General features: G+C 58.7%; 13 protein-coding genes. 8 read left to right on the forward strand and 5 right to left on the reverse strand.

The features are described 5' to 3' along the window. Positions 1–872, reverse strand: an 872-nt coding sequence (locus VL598_RS10015; RefSeq protein WP_325326558.1) for a YihY/virulence factor BrkB family protein, incomplete at its 3' end; no start/stop codon positions are given. Between the two features lie 225 nt (positions 873–1097). On the opposite strand from VL598_RS10015, the gene VL598_RS10020 reads away from it, so the two are divergent. After that, positions 1098–1742, forward strand: a complete 645-nt coding sequence (locus VL598_RS10020) for a DUF1345 domain-containing protein (protein WP_325326559.1) — start codon at positions 1098–1100, stop codon at positions 1740–1742. An 18-nt stretch (positions 1743–1760) separates the two neighbouring features. Here the strand turns inward: VL598_RS10020 and VL598_RS10025 are convergent, their stop codons facing one another. After that, on the reverse strand, positions 1761–2219 hold the full coding sequence (locus VL598_RS10025; protein WP_414718692.1) for an MEKHLA domain-containing protein: 459 nt from the start codon (positions 2217–2219) through the stop codon (positions 1761–1763). A gap of 138 nt (positions 2220–2357) precedes the next feature. Next, positions 2358–3266, reverse strand: coding sequence for a class A beta-lactamase (gene bla, locus VL598_RS10030; protein WP_325326561.1), 909 nt, complete (start codon positions 3264–3266; stop codon positions 2358–2360). Between the two features lie 1028 nt (positions 3267–4294). On the opposite strand from bla, the gene ahpC reads away from it, so the two are divergent. The 4 genes from ahpC to VL598_RS10050 all read left to right on the forward strand — a co-directional run bounded on the left by ahpC (position 4295) and on the right by VL598_RS10050 (position 8871). Next, positions 4295–4858 carry an alkyl hydroperoxide reductase subunit C gene (ahpC, locus tag VL598_RS10035; RefSeq protein WP_325326562.1) on the forward strand — a complete coding sequence of 188 codons (564 nt, stop codon included), beginning with the start codon at positions 4295–4297 and terminating at the stop codon, positions 4856–4858. Positions 4859–5019: 161 nt separating this feature from the next. After that, a complete protein-coding gene (gene ahpF / locus VL598_RS10040; protein ID WP_325326563.1) occupies positions 5020–6606 on the forward strand; it encodes an alkyl hydroperoxide reductase subunit F in 1587 nt (528 codons plus the stop codon). Between the two features lie 618 nt (positions 6607–7224). Continuing rightward, positions 7225–7605, forward strand: coding sequence for a RidA family protein (locus tag VL598_RS10045; RefSeq protein ID WP_325326564.1), 381 nt, complete (start codon positions 7225–7227; stop codon positions 7603–7605). Positions 7606–7629: 24 nt separating this feature from the next. Further along, complete coding sequence (locus VL598_RS10050) at positions 7630–8871, forward strand: MFS transporter (protein WP_325326565.1); 1242 nt, start codon at positions 7630–7632, stop codon at positions 8869–8871. 42 nt (positions 8872–8913) lie between these two features. Here VL598_RS10050 and VL598_RS10055 read toward each other — a convergent pair whose 3' ends face one another. Then, entirely contained in the window at positions 8914–9333 is a 420-nt protein-coding gene (locus VL598_RS10055) for a secondary thiamine-phosphate synthase enzyme YjbQ (RefSeq protein WP_325326566.1), read from the reverse strand. Positions 9334–9498: 165 nt separating this feature from the next. Here VL598_RS10055 and VL598_RS10060 point away from each other — a divergent pair, with 165 nt between their 5' ends. Next, positions 9499–9672, forward strand: coding sequence for a hypothetical protein (locus tag VL598_RS10060; protein WP_325326567.1), 174 nt, complete (start codon positions 9499–9501; stop codon positions 9670–9672). Positions 9673–9798: 126 nt separating this feature from the next. On the opposite strand, the gene VL598_RS10065 is transcribed toward VL598_RS10060, so the two are convergent. Beyond that, the gene (locus VL598_RS10065) at positions 9799–11967 is read right to left on the reverse strand and encodes a TonB-dependent receptor (protein WP_414718693.1); all 2169 of its coding nucleotides are present in this window, start codon (positions 11965–11967) and stop codon (positions 9799–9801) included. Between the two features lie 389 nt (positions 11968–12356). Here VL598_RS10065 and VL598_RS10070 point away from each other — a divergent pair, with 389 nt between their 5' ends. Beyond that, positions 12357–13559 carry an MFS transporter gene (locus VL598_RS10070; RefSeq protein ID WP_325326569.1) on the forward strand — a complete coding sequence of 401 codons (1203 nt, stop codon included), beginning with the start codon at positions 12357–12359 and terminating at the stop codon, positions 13557–13559. A 901-nt stretch (positions 13560–14460) separates the two neighbouring features. Further along, positions 14461–15213 (forward strand): oxalate/formate MFS antiporter (oxlT, locus tag VL598_RS10075; protein ID WP_325326570.1); only part of this gene is annotated, 753 nt, incomplete at its 3' end.

The raw sequence follows: 15213 nt of genomic DNA on the forward strand, positions 1-15213 counted from the left end.
GCCGGTTTGTTTCGCCGACCGCGCGCTGCCGCGAATTCCGCGCCGAAAAGCAAAACCGCTGCTGAAAAGTACAGCCACATCAGCAAAACAGCCAACGAACCGGCTGCGCCGAACGCACTGGCCATGCCGGCGTGGGTAAGGTAGAGCGCGAACAGTTTCTTGCCGCCTATAAACAGTAAAGCAGCGACGATGCCCCCGGTAAGTGCGTCGCGCCACACGATAGGTGCATCGGGCAGAAACCTGAGCAGCGCGGCGAACGAAAGCGCGAGCACGGTGAGTCCGAACGCGAGCTGGAGTATGTCTCCGACGATCGCGTAGGGGCTGTTGCCCCACAGCCACGCGCCGACGAAAGTTATCAGCGTGTCGAGCACGAGCGAAACGATGGCGAGAAAGGCGACGCCGAGCACAAGCCCAAACGAGATGAGGCGGACTTTGACGAGCGCGACGACACTGGAAAATCGGCTGTCGTCGACTGGCGGCCAGACGACGGAAAGGGCGGTGTTGAGCGAAGCGAAGGTGGCGGATGCGCCTATCGCCAGCGCGGCAAACGAGACGAGGGCGGCGAACCCGCCCGAATCCCCATGCTTGTGCGCATTGACTACGATTATCTGCACGGCGGCGGCAGCCTGGTCGCCGATGAGATGGCGCGCCTCAATGAAAATCTGCCCGCGTATCGCTTCGGTTCCCAAAAACCATCCGGCGACCGCGATTACCATCACCAGCATCGGCGCCAACGAAAAAGCGGAATAAAAGGCAATGCCGGCAGCCATGCTGGAGCAGCGGTGCTTGCCGAAGTGTGTCACGGCATCGACGATGCTCTCCACTTCCCGGCGAGTGTGCCTAAAGAAACTCCGCAGCGCGATCGCAGGCATTGAGAGTTCCCCAATTGCAGTGCTCGTTGTGTCATCTAGTGAGCCGCACAGCGCATGCCTGTTCCCGGGCTGGCCGCAGTGAGGCGTATCAATCTTGCTTCGGGCCGACGGCGGCGCATGGCATCGAGCAGGAAACGTTTGCTACAGTGGCGACTTTCCCGGCGCTCCGAAGCCCTGTGTTTCGGTGTTGCGGCCGCGACATGACTGTCAACGATATCGAACTCGATGAATCGTTTTTTTACCAACCGTCCCCGTATATTTATCGGCCTGCTTGTCGGTCTCGCTGTATACGTCTTTGAGCCCTGGCACCTGCGTCCCATACAGCGTGCCTTGTTGGGATGGGATACCTGCATGTGGCTTTACCTGGTTCTCATCTGGATCAGGATGGCGAACGCGAGTCCCGATGAGGTGCAACGTGTCGCGGAACGCGAAGACGAAGGGGCAACGGCTGTCCTCACGATTGTTACCACCGCGGCGGTCGCGAGCATCGTTGCGATCGTTGTTGAGCTTGCGCAGGCAAAAGGCATCGGCGGCACTGCCGCGCTGGTCAATTACATGTTGACGGCGGCGACGATGCTCGGCGCTTGGCTCTTGATTCCGACGATTTTCACGCTCCAGTACGCGCGCTACTATCATCGATCGGGGCATAAGACCTCGTTGCGGTTTCCTGAGCAGAGTCGAGATCTGGATTACTGGGATTTTCTTTACTTCTCGTTCACCATTGCGGTGGCTTCCCAAACATCGGACGTCACGATTTGCTCACGCGAGGCCAGACGCACTGCGTTGGTCCAGTCTGTTCTTTCGTTCTTTTTCAACGCGGCGGTGCTTGGTCTGTCCGTCAACATTGCGGCGGGACTGCTCGGTTCGTGACGCTCGCAGGGAGTGGGGCTAGTCAATCTCGGCCGTTATAGGGATCATTGCAGCGAGTCCGTGCAGGCGTTGGTTATCATCCACGAGTTGCCAAAGCCTTGCTCGCTCAATCCAAAATTGCTTGCCGGACTTTGCAATGCGGATCCCCCGGTAATTTTCGGCACACCCGTCTTTCCTCACTTGCTCGATGAACGTGGTGCGCTCGCGGCGATCGGGCTCAGCGGCGGATAGTCGCGACGGTAATTGAACCAGCTCGTCCCAAGCGTACTCAAATTGCCGCTGCGCCGCTTTGTTTCCGTATATGAAGACGGGGTCAAGCTCTGCGTTATGAGCAAGCAGCAAAAACGGCGCTGATTCATAAAGCCACCTTGTGCCTTCATGCGTGCTCATGTCCGCGGGCACGAGGTGCTCGCTCCAAAAGTGCCGATAGCTCGTTGCGAGCAGCGTGAAAAAGGCGATGTCAGTGCGTCGATCCATCATTGTTCTTCCGTTTGGACACGGTGAGTATTCACGTAAGCCAGTCGCAGATAACGCCACAAGCATCTTTGCAGTCGGCCGGGAAGGACGTTCGATTCGCCCACCGGCCAGCCTGTGCTTGCCTTTGCCGCGCTGGAGTCAGGTTGACCTACCCGAATTCTTCGCAAAGCTGTCGATCACGATGCGCGCGGCTGCCGCAACGACATCGTCGCGTGTCTTTGCATCGGCGTGCTGCTGCGTGTAATAAATGGCCAATGCGATCGGCTTGCGCGAAGGCGGCCATATGACGCCGGTGTCATTGGTCGATCCATAGTGGCCGGTGCCTGTCTTTTCGCCGACTTCCCAGCCGGCTGGCACCGCCGCGCGAATCCTTTTCGCCCCTGTCTGGCAGTTGCGCAGCCACGTTTGTAATGTCTGTCGCTGCGATGCGGGCAACGCGTCGCCGAGTGCTACCGCTCGAGTCGTGCGAGCCATGGCGGCTGGCGTTGAGGTATCGCGCAAATCTCCGGGTATGGCTGTGTTGAGCTCCGTTTCCCAGCGATCGAGGCGGAACTCGTGATCGCCGATCGACCTGGCGTAGGCCGTCACGGCAGACGGGCCGCCAAGCATTTTGATGAGCAGATTGGCGGCCGTGTTGTCGCTCCACTCGACGGTCGCGCGGCAGAGAGCAGCGACGGTCATTCCCTCGGAGAGGTGCTGACGCGTTGTTGGGGCGTAGTCGAGAAGGTCGCTTGCGTCGTATCGAATGCGTTGCTCCATAAGGTGCGGCGCCTCGACACTTTTTGCGAGCACGGCCGAAGCTAAAACCAGCTTGAACGTGCTGCACAACGGGAAGCGCTCATCGGCACGCTGGCGAATTTCCACGCCGTTGCCTGTATCGAGCGCATAGACGCCCAGCCGTCCTCCCGACGTTTTTTCAAGCGTAGCCAAATCGGCCAACGCGGCGCGCGAATGGGCGTCTTTTGCTGCGTGTGCCTTGAATGCGAGCGCGATGGGGGCACAGGCGGCCGCTCGCAGCAATGCACGACGACTGGATGAATATCGCATGAAATCGTTTTCCCGGTTTTGAAATGCCATGATGGGCAAGACTGCCGAGCGACACTGTCTGACAGCCACTAGCGGGTGGCAATAGGAAAAATCGAAAACAGTGACCATGCTTGGGCCAGCGCGAACGGGCGAGCGGCCACTGCCGGTTGGCGTGAAAATGACTGCTAAATCGGGCGAATAAATGCAATTGAAAACTGGCCGTGAGCGGCACAGATATATTTGCTGCCTGCCTTCAAGTCCAATGACGCCTTGGCCGTTTATGCGGCTGGTTGCAAATCATCTAATTCGACGATGAAACGCCGGGGCGGTGCGCCATATTGCTGCGCATGTCACAAATGTGGATCGTGGTGCGTCGTTATGGTGCGTAGCTGGGTGCAAAAATCCAGCGGGAAGCAAGCTTGGTGTCGCAAATGATGCCGGTACTTGACAAGCTATAAAACATAAAGGGATATCATATCGGCGGCAAAATGTCGCAGGTGAGTCTTGGTTGAAGGCGGCAGTCACCTCTGCAACAGGCGGCGAGTAAGCGAGCGAAGAGCCCGAGCGCGTGCCTGCGCTCGATGGCGCAACGGTAGCGACCTATGCCGCGGCCATACGTGAAGGCGGTAGCCACGCCGGGCGGCCAATAGACGTGCTCGCCGTTTTTTTGACTGGGCTCCGCAAAATCCACGGTTGTCAAAAGTGTGCGCCTGTCGTCCGACGAGCGGGCGCGCACGCGCTGCCTGCTCGTCGATGCGCGCCATCGGGTGAAACGCGAGCTCAGACGAAAGTGGTGTACTAGAGGAGACAATCCGCTTGCAGATCGCCGATCCGAAGGCAGGCGCCGATCGGCCAGATCGAGATCGCCTTGACGCCCGGGTACGAAACGTATGAGGGAATGGGTTGGTACGGCGTCATTGTCCGCAACGCATGAGTCCGAGTGTTCGATAGGCTTGGCAAATGAGGTGGATACCAATTATCAAATGTACCGATACAATGCTTCCCCGCATACTTCATGCACTTCCCAACCACGATGAGGAATCAGCGAAATGCCGATCATCAACAGCCAAGTTAAGCCCTTCAAGGCCAACGCATACCACAACGGCGACTTTGTGACCGTTACGGACGAGAAGCTCAAAGGCAAGTGGTCCGTCTTCGTTTTCTACCCGGCGGATTTCACGTTCGTGTGCCCGACCGAGCTGGCCGACCTGGCTGACCGTTATGCCGAATTCCAGAAGCTCGGCGTTGAAATCTACAGTGTCTCGACCGACACGCACTTCACGCACAAGGCATGGCACGACACGTCGGACGCGATCGGCAAGATCAAGTACCCGATGATCGCTGACCCGACGTGCGCAATTTCGCGTGCTTTCGACGTTCTGATCGAAGAAGAAGGTCTGGCGCTGCGTGGCACGTTCGTCATCAACCCGGAAGGCCAGATCAAGCTGTGCGAAGTGCACGACAACGGTATCGGCCGCGATGCGGGCGAGCTGCTGCGTAAGGTGCAAGCTGCTCAGTACGTTGCCGCACACCCGGGCGAAGTTTGCCCCGCTAAGTGGACGCCGGGCGCTGAGACGTTGACGCCCTCGCTCGACCTCGTCGGCAAGATCTAAGCTGACTGCTCTTCATTAGAGGGCTGACTGGCCGACTCTGCGCCAGCCACCCTCCAAAATTGACCCCAGTAGTAACCGCAGCCGAAAGGCTGCTCAAGCGGTGCCACCCCAAGGTGGGTGGCACCGTGGGCTCTCTCACGCTCAAAAAAACCGGATAAGCCATGCTCGACGCGAATCTCAAGACCCAACTGAAAGCGTATTTAGAAAAAGTCACGCGGCCGATCGAGATCGTCGCATCGATCGACGATTCGGAAAAATCGCAAGAACTTCTTGTGATGCTCAACGATATCAAGTCCCTGTCTGAGCGCGTTGCCCTCGTCGAGCGGCGTGGTGACGACGAACGCAAGCCTTCGTTTTCGATTGGCGAGCCTGGCAAGGCCGCGGGCATTCGCTTCGCTGGCATTCCGATGGGCCATGAATTCACGTCGCTCGTGCTCGCGCTGCTGCAAGTGGGTGGTCATCCGGTGAAGCTTGACGAGGCGGTGATCGAGCAGATTCGCGAACTCGACGGCGATTACCAGTTCGAAACGTATTTCTCGCTCAGCTGCCAGAACTGCCCCGAGGTAGTGCAAGCGTTGAATGTCATGGCGTTGATCAATCCGCGCATTCGCCATGTTGCCATCGACGGAGCGCTGTTCCAGAACGAGGTCGAGACGCGCCAAATCATGGCTGTGCCGACAATGTTCCTGAACGGCGAAGTGTTCGGTCAAGGTCGCTCCGGCGTGAAGGAAATTCTCGCGAAGCTCGACACCAATGCAGGGGCAAAGGCAGCGAAAGCGCTTGAGAATAAGCCCGTGTTCGACATGTTGATCGTCGGCGGCGGGCCTGCAGGCGCGGCTGCGGCGATTTACTCGGCGCGCAAGGGCATCGCGACGGGCGTTGTCGCTGAACGCTTCGGCGGGCAAGTGCTCGATACGATGGCGATCGAAAACTTCGTTTCCGTTAAGGAAACCGAAGGACCCAAGTTCGCTGTTGCGCTCGAAGAGCATGTGAAGCAATACGAAGTCGACATCATGGACACGCAGCGCGCCCAGAAGTTGGTGCCCGGCGACGTCAACGAAATTCATCTGGCGAACGGCGCGGTGCTCAAGGCAAAAACGATCGTGCTGGCCACGGGCGCGCGCTGGCGTGAAATTGGCGTGCCGGGCGAGCGCGAGTACCGCAACCGCGGCGTTGCGTACTGCCCGCACTGCGACGGTCCGCTGTTCAAAGGCAAGCGCGTTGCTGTCATCGGCGGCGGCAACTCGGGCGTTGAAGCGGCGATTGATCTCGCCGGTATCGTGCGCGAAGTCACGCTGGTCGAGTTTGGCGATACCCTGCGCGCGGACGAAGTGCTGCAGCGCAAGTTGCGCAGCCTCGCCAACGTCACGATCGTAACGAGCGCGCAGACCACCGAGATCGAAGGCGATGGAGCCAAGGTCAGCGGTTTGGTCTACAAAGACCTGCGCTCCGGCGAGACGAAGCGCGTTGCGCTCGAAGGCGTGTTCGTCCAGATCGGGCTCGTGCCGAACACCGAGTGGCTTAAGGGCACGATCGAGTTGTCCAACCGTGGTGAGATCGTCATCGACGCAAAGGGCACAACGTCGGTGCCGGGTGTCTTTGCCGCCGGCGACGTCACAACGGTGCCCTACAAGCAGATTGTGGTTGCCGTGGGCGAAGGCGCGAAAGCGGCGCTTGGCGCGTTCGATCACCTGATCCGCAGCACGCCGACGGAAACGGCCGACGAGCGTGAGGCGGCCGTAGCGTAAGCTTAACGGTCGCGGACGGGACGGTGCGCTTTCGCGCACCGTGCTTCTCCCGGCGAGGCTTGGCCGTCTTTATCGACGCGACAGCGAACGCGTTGAAGGCGCCGTATCCCATGCACACCGCTTTTCCTGATTGAGGTCGCGGCGCTTCACCGATTGAGGTGAGTTGATCTCAGTTTTGAGTATGGCCCTCGGAATTGGGCGGCATTTTTGCCGTCCCTGCCGAGGGCATTTTCGTTTGAGGTGCTTCTTCCCCGAGCCGGCCAGCAGGGGCAGAACAGCTACGAAGCACGAATGCGGTTATTAGAGAGTATTAGATTAATGCCGCGAACTGGCCGGTGTTGGCCTTGCGTTGCTTCAGTTGGTCTCATTTGCATAAATCGCCCAGTACGCAATGTGCAAACGTTTGCGCACGCCGCGTTGAACGGTTTGGTCGCGGGATCATCTTTGCCATGAGCGATCACGAATAGGATCGTCGGGTCATGGTTCATGTCGCTTGTGGCTTTTTGATCGCCTCTCTTATCGATTGGGCAGCGCAGGCTTTTGGAATGTTTGCTCAATTAGATTAGGATGGCTGCCCCAATGTTTAATTCAGCACTAGGTAGTGAAAAGGAGAGAGCCATGCACAAGCGCTATTCGTCGGGTTCCACTTGGGAAGCGGCTATCGGCTATTCGCGGGCAGTCCAGGCAGGAAACACGCTGTACGTATCTGCCACTGCGGCGAGCGGGCCGGACGGCGCCATTGTCGGCGAAGACCTGTACTCGCAAACAACGGCCATTCTGGTCAAGCTCGGCAGCGTGCTCCGGGACGCCGGTTTTGATTACGAGGACGTGGTCCAAAGTCGTCTGTACGTGACCGACGTGACTGATTGGAAGGAAGCCGGCCGCGCACACGGCGAGGTGTTCGGCGAAATCCGGCCAGCCCTGACGCTGCTGCACGTGAAGTCATTCATCGATCCGAAGATTTTGATTGAGATCGAAATCACCGCGGTGAAGAGCTAAGCCTTGAGCAGTGACAACTCAGACATGAACCGCCTGCCGAACGCAGGCACCGCACGGACGAAGAGCAGAGGGGCGACCTCGCTGATTGCCTTCATCGCGCTGGCCGCGGGCGTAGCGATTCAGAACAACTACAGCTTGCAGCCAGCGTTACCGGCCGTAGCGCAGACTTTCGGCGTGCCGCTCTCGAAGATGGGGCTGGTGGCCGCCAGCTTGCAGGCTGGCTATATGGTCGGCATCGTGTTGCTGGTTCCGTTGGGCGACAGGGTCGCTGCGGCTCGCATCGTCTCCTGCCAGTTTGCGTTGCTGGCCGTCGCGCTCGTGCTGGCCGCGTGTTCACCCAACGTCTCGGCGCTGGCAGCCGCAGGCTGCATGATCGGCATGCTCGCCACCAATGCAGTGCATCTCGCGAGCATTGCGTTCAAGGTGGCAGATCCGCTTTCCCGGGGGCGTGCCGTCGGTACCGTCGGCATGGGGATATCCGCAGGCATTTTGCTGAGTCGCTTCGTTGGCGGACTCGTCGCGCAGGCAGCAGGCTGGCGCACCCTGCTGATACTTTCCGGCGCCGCATGTCTTGTGCTCGCTTTCGTCGCTCAACGCTTGCTGCCCAAAAAGGCGCCCAGCGGCGCGGGCAGCTATCTTCGTTTGCTCGGCTCGCTTCCATCATTGTTGTTCAGGTTTGCGCTGTTGCGCGAAGGCATCGCCGTAGGTGCATGCTGGTTCTTCGTTTTCAGCATGCTCTGGATTACGCTCGTCCTGGAGGTGGCCGGCCCTCCGTTGAATCTCAGCGCGGCTCAAGCCGGGATGTTCAGCTTCGCGGGAATACTCGGGCTCTTCGCGACGCGTGTGGCCGGGCGCGCCGCCGACCGCTTCGGGCACAGGCAGGTGATTGCGGCATCGCTGGTGCTTGTGCTGGCTGGCGTGGCGCTGATGATGGCCGCTCCGGCATCGATTGCCGCTTTGGCCGTTGGCCTCGTCGTTTTCGATGCCGGCTGCTTCTCTGCGCAGGTCGCCAATCAGACGCGCGTACTTGCTATCGACGCCGATTCGCGAAGCCGTATTTATAGTGTCTACATGTTCATCTATTACGCGGCGGGCGCGCTCGGCTCCATTGCGGGGCCCCTCATACTCGAGCGTTTCGGTTGGCGATTCGTCTGCCAGTTGGCACTCATCGTTTCAGCGATCGGGCTCGCCATCACGTTTGCCTGTTATTGCGCGCACGCGAAACAGCGCGTGCCGCAGAACGAGCCTAGGCCTCCCGTAAGCTGAACACGAGTCGAAGCCCGTTGACCCGAACGTGAGCTTGGCGCGTCAGCTACCCATGATATGGAGTACGACTTCGCGCGTATGAGTGCGCGCCCGATGCTCGAAGAGATAGATGCCCTGCCAGGTACCCAGTACCAATCGTCCGTGCTCGAGCGGTATCGATAGCTGTACCTGTGTCAATGCAGTGCGCAAATGCGCGGGCATGTCGTCGGGGCCTTCGGTGTCGTGCTCGTAACGCCGCGGATCCTCGGGTGCGATCGTTTCAAAATACCGCTCCAGATCGCGTTGTACGGACGGGTCAGCGTTTTCCTGAATCAATAGCGACGCCGACGTATGGCGGCAAAAGATCGTAAGGAGGCCGATATCGATCGATTGTTCGCCGACGAATTCGCGGATCGGGGCCGTGATGTCGACGAGGCCCCGTCCTGGTGTATCGATCTCGAGATGATGAAGTGCTTGGCGCATGATGGACCCTCTCACTGCTTTCGTGCCGGATAACGCGATATGTTAGCGCCGGGCCCGCGCAGAACAGGAGCGCCGTGTACTCGAATTCGATTGACTCAAGGCAGCAGGTTCGCTTGTTGCTTCCTCTTCTCGGAAACAAGGAACAGTTCTCGAGGAGACAACGTTATGGAACAAACGAGCGACACACCGAAAAAGCCGGATCTCGAGCATCCGAAGCCGGTCGAGCATAGCGACGACGAGCATAGCCGCATGCCCGAGCGCGAAGATCAAGGCCGCAAGCAATCACCTGCCGACAAACCCGGCAAAACTTCTGGCGAGGATGAGCCGGCGGTGGGCTGAGGTTCGAGCCTGATGGCAGGCGCGTCGAGGGCGGGCAGAGTCAGCGGACAAATGACCCGGCCCCTCACTCGAAAGGCTTCGACTAAACCGTTCAGTCGTTTGTGAGAAGTCCGTGATCGCAATGTGTCAGAAGTGCTTCGTTATGCCGCCATAGACGGCGAGCTGCGGGCCATACTGCGGTGCCTCAACGCCGATGCCGGACCCATCCCGCAGTTCATACACACTATTGAAGGCGTTGATAAGCACGATTCGGGCATCGAATCTGCCGATGAGCGGGGCATTGAAGCGCTCGATCACGCCAAGATTGAGTTGCCAATACCAAGGCAGCTTGTCGGTGTTGTCAAAGCCGCTACGCAGACCGCTACCGACGAGGCCGTCGAAGGTAAAGGTGGTTCTGCGGAACGTGTATGAACCGCCGAACGATGCAGTGACACGTTGGTCGTGATCGAGATAGAGCCAATTGCCGGCAGCGTACGCGAGCTCTGCCGCCGTGAAATTGAACTGCGCGGATTCAATGTTCTTGCCCTGCGCGCGGCTCCATGCAACGTTGGCATACGTCGATACGTTACCGTGCTTGTAGTTCGCCGTGAATTCGACGCCATACACGCGGCCGTATTCATAGTTGAACGGCGTGTAGATAAGCGCCGTGCCGAACTGGCCCTCGTCGAGCATATCGCGTGCGATCTTGTAGTACGCATCGAGGCCGAGCGTGAGGTCGGATGTCACGCGCTGCGAAACGCCGACATCGAAATAGTCGCTGCGCTCTGGCTTGACTGGATCGTCTTTATCACTCGCACTCTGGTTAGTGGTGCCGTTGAATAAGCTCACCGTCCCATTCGACACCAGCTCAAAAGGCGGCGGCGTGAAATAGCGCGCGTAACCTGCGTGCAGCGTCGTTGAGTGGGTCGGCTGATAGACGAGCCCGATACGAGGGCTCAGCTGACCGGCCTGGATGTATTCGTCCATCCTGTCATAGCGAACCCCATAATTCAATGTCAGCTTGCTGGTGAGCTTCCATTCGTCTTGCAGATAAAGACCGTACAGATAGCCGGTCTGGCTGCTCGAGTTGTTGATCGTGAACGGCTGGTCCGACAACTGCGCCCCGCTGGCATCAGCGGGGAAAACGGCCACGCTGTTGCTGAAGTCTGCGTGCTCCTGCTCCGCCATGATCCCGGCGCGCACAGTGTGGTTGCTGTTAAGCCGGTACGTCGTGTCGGCTTGCAGACCGTTGGCTTGATCGCTATGGAAATTGCTCGATGCAACACCGTTGAAGATCAGATCGCCAACGGTGTCGGGGTTAAATTGCGTTCGGGTGTAACGCGAGTAAAGCGCGACCTGGTAGTCCAACGCGGCCCCATTCGTGCCTTGCAGGGCGACTACCGCGAAGTTGTCGAGCTCGGACTGCGTTTCGTCAAGGTTCGCCGAGTTGAATGTCGACACACCGTTTAGCGCGTATGCAGGGGTAAGCCCCGGCGTGTTCGGGATTTCAAAATGGTTGGACGCTGAGCCGAACATGACGCTCACGCGCGTGAGCGAGTTGATCATATAGGACAGGTAGCCGAACCCATTGCCCTGACGTGTCTGGTCATGCAGTGGATTGCCGTCGGCAGTGGGCGCCTCGATGCCCAGATTGTTTTGACCGAGCGAGCCTGCAAAGTAATAGGTGAATGGCCCACTCGAGCCGAATACATCTGCGCTGGTCTGAATCGTTTGATGGCTGCCGCCATACACGTCGAGCGTGCCGCCGTTGCCCGTGTCGCCTTCCTTTGTGCGGATATCGACGATGCCTGCTGTGCGGTCGCCGTATTGGGCGGGCAGGGCGCCGGTCAGGAGGCTGACCTCGTCAATGATGCGCGAATCGAACGACTGACCGAAGCCGGTGATCGGCTCGGGGATCATGATTCCGTCGATGCGGTATTGCAGATTTGCGTGCTCGCCGCGTACGTGCACCTGGCCATAGGAATCTTGGGCGACACCGGGCGCTTGCAGCAGCACCTGATTGAGCGGTGTATTCGCGCCCTGCGGCATGTTGTCGATGTCTTTCTGAGTAATCCGATAGACACTGCTCCCGACCTCAGGCAACAAGCCGTTGCGCGCGCGATCCAGCCGCTGAGCGTTAACGACGGTCACGTCGATGCGCTTCACGTTGTCGTTTTGAGTGCCGGCCTTGGCGCTTGTTTTTTGTTGCGTTGCATTCGCTTGGGTTTGCGTTGCACTGGCTGCCTCCGGCGCTGCGGCTTGTGCAGGCGCTGTGGCTTGTGCAGGCGCTGTGGCTTGTGCGTGCGCCGCAAGCATGTGCGTGCTGAGGACCTGCGCGACGAGCACTGCGCAGGCTTGAGCTATCCGTGAGCGTTCCATCGTCCCTTCTCGTTGTCTTTTGAACGGCAATGCGCCGCTTTACCCGGCTCGCCGCAAGCGAGCTGCATTCGAATCAGTAGGAGACGATATAACATATCATCAACCGGATGCAATGATATAACGTATCGATAGAATTCAGCAAGGATGACTTGTCGTGGGTGGTGCGGTTGATTTGCTCGGAAGAGGTCGGACTCGAACCGAAATATTCGAATCGATGGGGGCAGGCTGCGGCACATTGCCGCCTAATGGGGTGCGCAACACATCTCGTCGCTAATTGCCAGTAGAATCGGCGTTTTTTGAAAGATGGTCTATCAGCGAGCGAATTGATGCATCAGGCTTCGAAGGCAAACACCGGACTCGTACTCTTTGCGCTAGCGGTCGGCGGATTCGCGATCGGCACGACCGAGTTCGGCACCATGAGCCTGCTGCCGCTCTTTGCGAGTGGGCTCGGCATCGACGCTCCGACTGCGGGGCATGTGATCAGTGCCTACGCTCTCGGTGTGGTGGTCGGTGCGCCGACGCTCGCCGTGCTCGGTGCGCGATTGAACCGTCGCACGTTGCTGATCCTGTTGATGGCGATGTTCGTGCTCGGAAACGTGTTGAGTGCGCTTTCGCCGAGCTACGCGTGGTTGCTCATTTTCCGGTTTATCTGCGGATTGCCGCACGGCGCCTACTTCGGCATCGCCGCGCTAGTCGCAAGTTCGCTCGTGCCAGAGGATCGCCGCACAGTGGCCGTCGGCAGGATGTTTCTCGGCTTGACCGTTGCCACGATCGCAGGCGTGCCGTTTTCAGACTGGCTCGGGCACATCATCGGTTGGCGGTGGAGCTTTGGATTTGCCGCATCGTTAGGCGTACTGACGATGACGTGCGTGCGACTGTTTGCGCCTTCGGTGCCGGCCGACGCCGACGCGAGTCCGCTGCGGGAACTGAGTGCACTTCGACGTGCTCAAGTGTGGCTCACCCTCGGCATCGGTGCCATCGGATTCGGCGGTCTCTTTGCCGTCTACACTTATTTGGCCGATATCCTGACGTCGGTCACGCACGTTTCAGTGGCGATGACGGCGCTGATTTTGAGCGTCCTCGGCGTGGGCCTCACGATCGGCAATCTGGTGGTGCCTGTGTTCGCGGATCGGGCGCTGATGCGCACGGCAGGCATTCTTCTCGTATGGAGCGCCGCGACACTGATCGTTTTCCCGCTTGCCGCGCACAATGTGTGGACTATTACGCTGGATGTCTTCTTGATTGGCGTGGGCGGCGCGCTCGCTACCGTCTTGCAGACCCGCCTCATGGATGTTGCCGAGGATGCGCAAGGACTGGCTGCTGCCCTTAACCATTCAGCGTTCAATACGGCCAATGCACTCGGACCGTTTCTCGGCGGTCTCGCGATAGCCGGTGGATTCGGATGGACATCGCCCGGTTGGGTCGGCGCGTTGCTGGCGGTGGGTGGCCTTGTAATCTGGGCGGTGTCGCTCCATCTGCAACGTGGCAAAGAGTCGGCTGAGCAGAAGCGAATCGAAAGTCGAGTGTGAGCGGCGATTGAAGTAGGTCGGAACGCGCAGTCCAAAAGTAAGCTAGCCACCCTCAGGACTGCTAAATAAAAAATCGACTATTGCTGAAATAGCCTATTATTAGGGCTGCAGATTGTTAGGACTTCCGATCATCAGGACTGCTGACAGACGTGACCGATACCCATCACGCCGAAAACTGTGTCCGCCCGATTGGCTGTGTTGATCGGGTACTTCCGGAAGACCGTTTGTTGTTCCTCATGCCGACGCGCGTGGACTACCAGACCTGTGAGTCCCACCACGTGTTTCGCGACGATGAACGAAAAGTCGTTGGCAATATGTTTCACCCCTTATAGGGGCATGTAGCGCAGGTCGTCTGCACGCGGTGGCACAGTGCCTTGCTGAAGGCGTCGTGAAAGCTTACCTTCTGCCATTCATTGAAAGCTGGGTTGTGCGTCAACCGTGTAGGGCGTAGCTGAAAGCGCCAACATCGGACACAGCGGAGATCGCATTCGCTCGGTTGCTCACAACGCGCGCGGGGGAATCGGCGCTCACCCCCGACCTAATGGCCACTTTAGCCAAAAGTGTCACTTGTGTGTGACCTAGATAACAGAATTGTTATCTTGAGTCCGTCCCACCCAGCCTTATCCCATATGGATCCGATCCCCATTCTTCATGCGGGGATCCGACTCCATTACCAATGATGTATCAATTTCATAAAAAAAATTAACTGTCTACATCGTGGGAGCAGGCGCACCATCCGATGCCATTCGCATCCTAGCGAAACCGACGGGGTCCGGACATTTGCCTCTTCTTACATTGAGGCGCCGGCGGTCGGGCTGTTGGGACGCTCAGTCAACGGGCTCGAGCGCCCCCCTTCAGAACTACGATGGAGATGGTAAGCGTGCAGCACTCCCCTACGACGATGAATGCCAGCGGAAAGAAGCACCACAACCGCTGGATACAACTGGTGGCCGGCCTACTTTGCGTGGGCCTTGTTGCAAACCTTCAATATGCCTGGACACTCTTTGTCGTCCCGATGGACCAAAAGCACCATTGGGGACAGGCAGCCATTCAATTGGCGTTTTCGCTGTTCATCGTGACCGAAACGTGGCTCGTGCCGGTCGAAGGCTGGCTCGTGGACAAGTTCGGTCCGCGTCCAGTGGTGATGGGCGGTGCGGTTTGCGCAGGACTGGGTTGGATTCTAAACGCATATGCGCCTAGCCTCGAGGTGCTTTATGTCGCAGCTGTCATTTCCGGAATTGGAGCGGGCTGCGTCTACGGGACGTGCGTAGGTGTTGCGCTCAAGTGGTTCCCGGACCGGCGCGGCATGGCTGCAGGCTTGACGGCCGCCGGCTTTGGCGGGGGCGCAGCGTTGACTGCGATCCCCATTTCCAACATGATCCAGACATCCGGGTACCAGCACACGTTCATTTTCTTCGGGCTGTTGCAGGGTATTTGCATTCTCGTGCTCGCGACGCTGATGGTTCGCCCGAATCCGCCGGCCAACCAGGCACGCAAGCGCGTGGTAGCAACAAAGGTTGACTTCACGACGAAGCAAATGGTTCGCGCCCCGGTTTTCTGGGTCATGTACATCTTGTATGTGTGCGTGGCTACCGGTGGCATCATTGCAACGGCACAGATTGCCCCGATTGCAAAGCAGTATGGCTTTGCGAGC

This window comes from Trinickia sp., from assembly GCF_035492435.1.
In the GTDB taxonomy this organism is placed as follows: Bacteria; Pseudomonadota; Gammaproteobacteria; order Burkholderiales; family Burkholderiaceae; genus Trinickia.

Bases quoted from the DNA above. Each gene is read 5' to 3' on its own strand.
- VL598_RS10020 (WP_325326559.1), top strand. From the start codon at position 1,098: ATGAATCGTTTTTTTACCAACCGTCCCCGTATATTTATCGGCCTGCTT.
- VL598_RS10025 (WP_414718692.1), bottom strand. From the start codon at position 2,219: ATGGATCGACGCACTGACATCGCCTTTTTCACGCTGCTCGCAACGAGC.
- bla (WP_325326561.1), bottom strand. From the start codon at position 3,266: ATGCGATATTCATCCAGTCGTCGTGCATTGCTGCGAGCGGCCGCCTGT.
- ahpC (WP_325326562.1), top strand. From the start codon at position 4,295: ATGCCGATCATCAACAGCCAAGTTAAGCCCTTCAAGGCCAACGCATAC.
- ahpF (WP_325326563.1), top strand. From the start codon at position 5,020: ATGCTCGACGCGAATCTCAAGACCCAACTGAAAGCGTATTTAGAAAAA.
- VL598_RS10045 (WP_325326564.1), top strand. From the start codon at position 7,225: ATGCACAAGCGCTATTCGTCGGGTTCCACTTGGGAAGCGGCTATCGGC.
- VL598_RS10050 (WP_325326565.1), top strand. From the start codon at position 7,630: ATGAACCGCCTGCCGAACGCAGGCACCGCACGGACGAAGAGCAGAGGG.
- VL598_RS10055 (WP_325326566.1), bottom strand. From the start codon at position 9,333: ATGCGCCAAGCACTTCATCATCTCGAGATCGATACACCAGGACGGGGC.
- VL598_RS10060 (WP_325326567.1), top strand. From the start codon at position 9,499: ATGGAACAAACGAGCGACACACCGAAAAAGCCGGATCTCGAGCATCCG.
- VL598_RS10065 (WP_414718693.1), bottom strand. From the start codon at position 11,967: ATGCTTGCGGCGCACGCACAAGCCACAGCGCCTGCACAAGCCACAGCG.
- VL598_RS10070 (WP_325326569.1), top strand. From the start codon at position 12,357: ATGCATCAGGCTTCGAAGGCAAACACCGGACTCGTACTCTTTGCGCTA.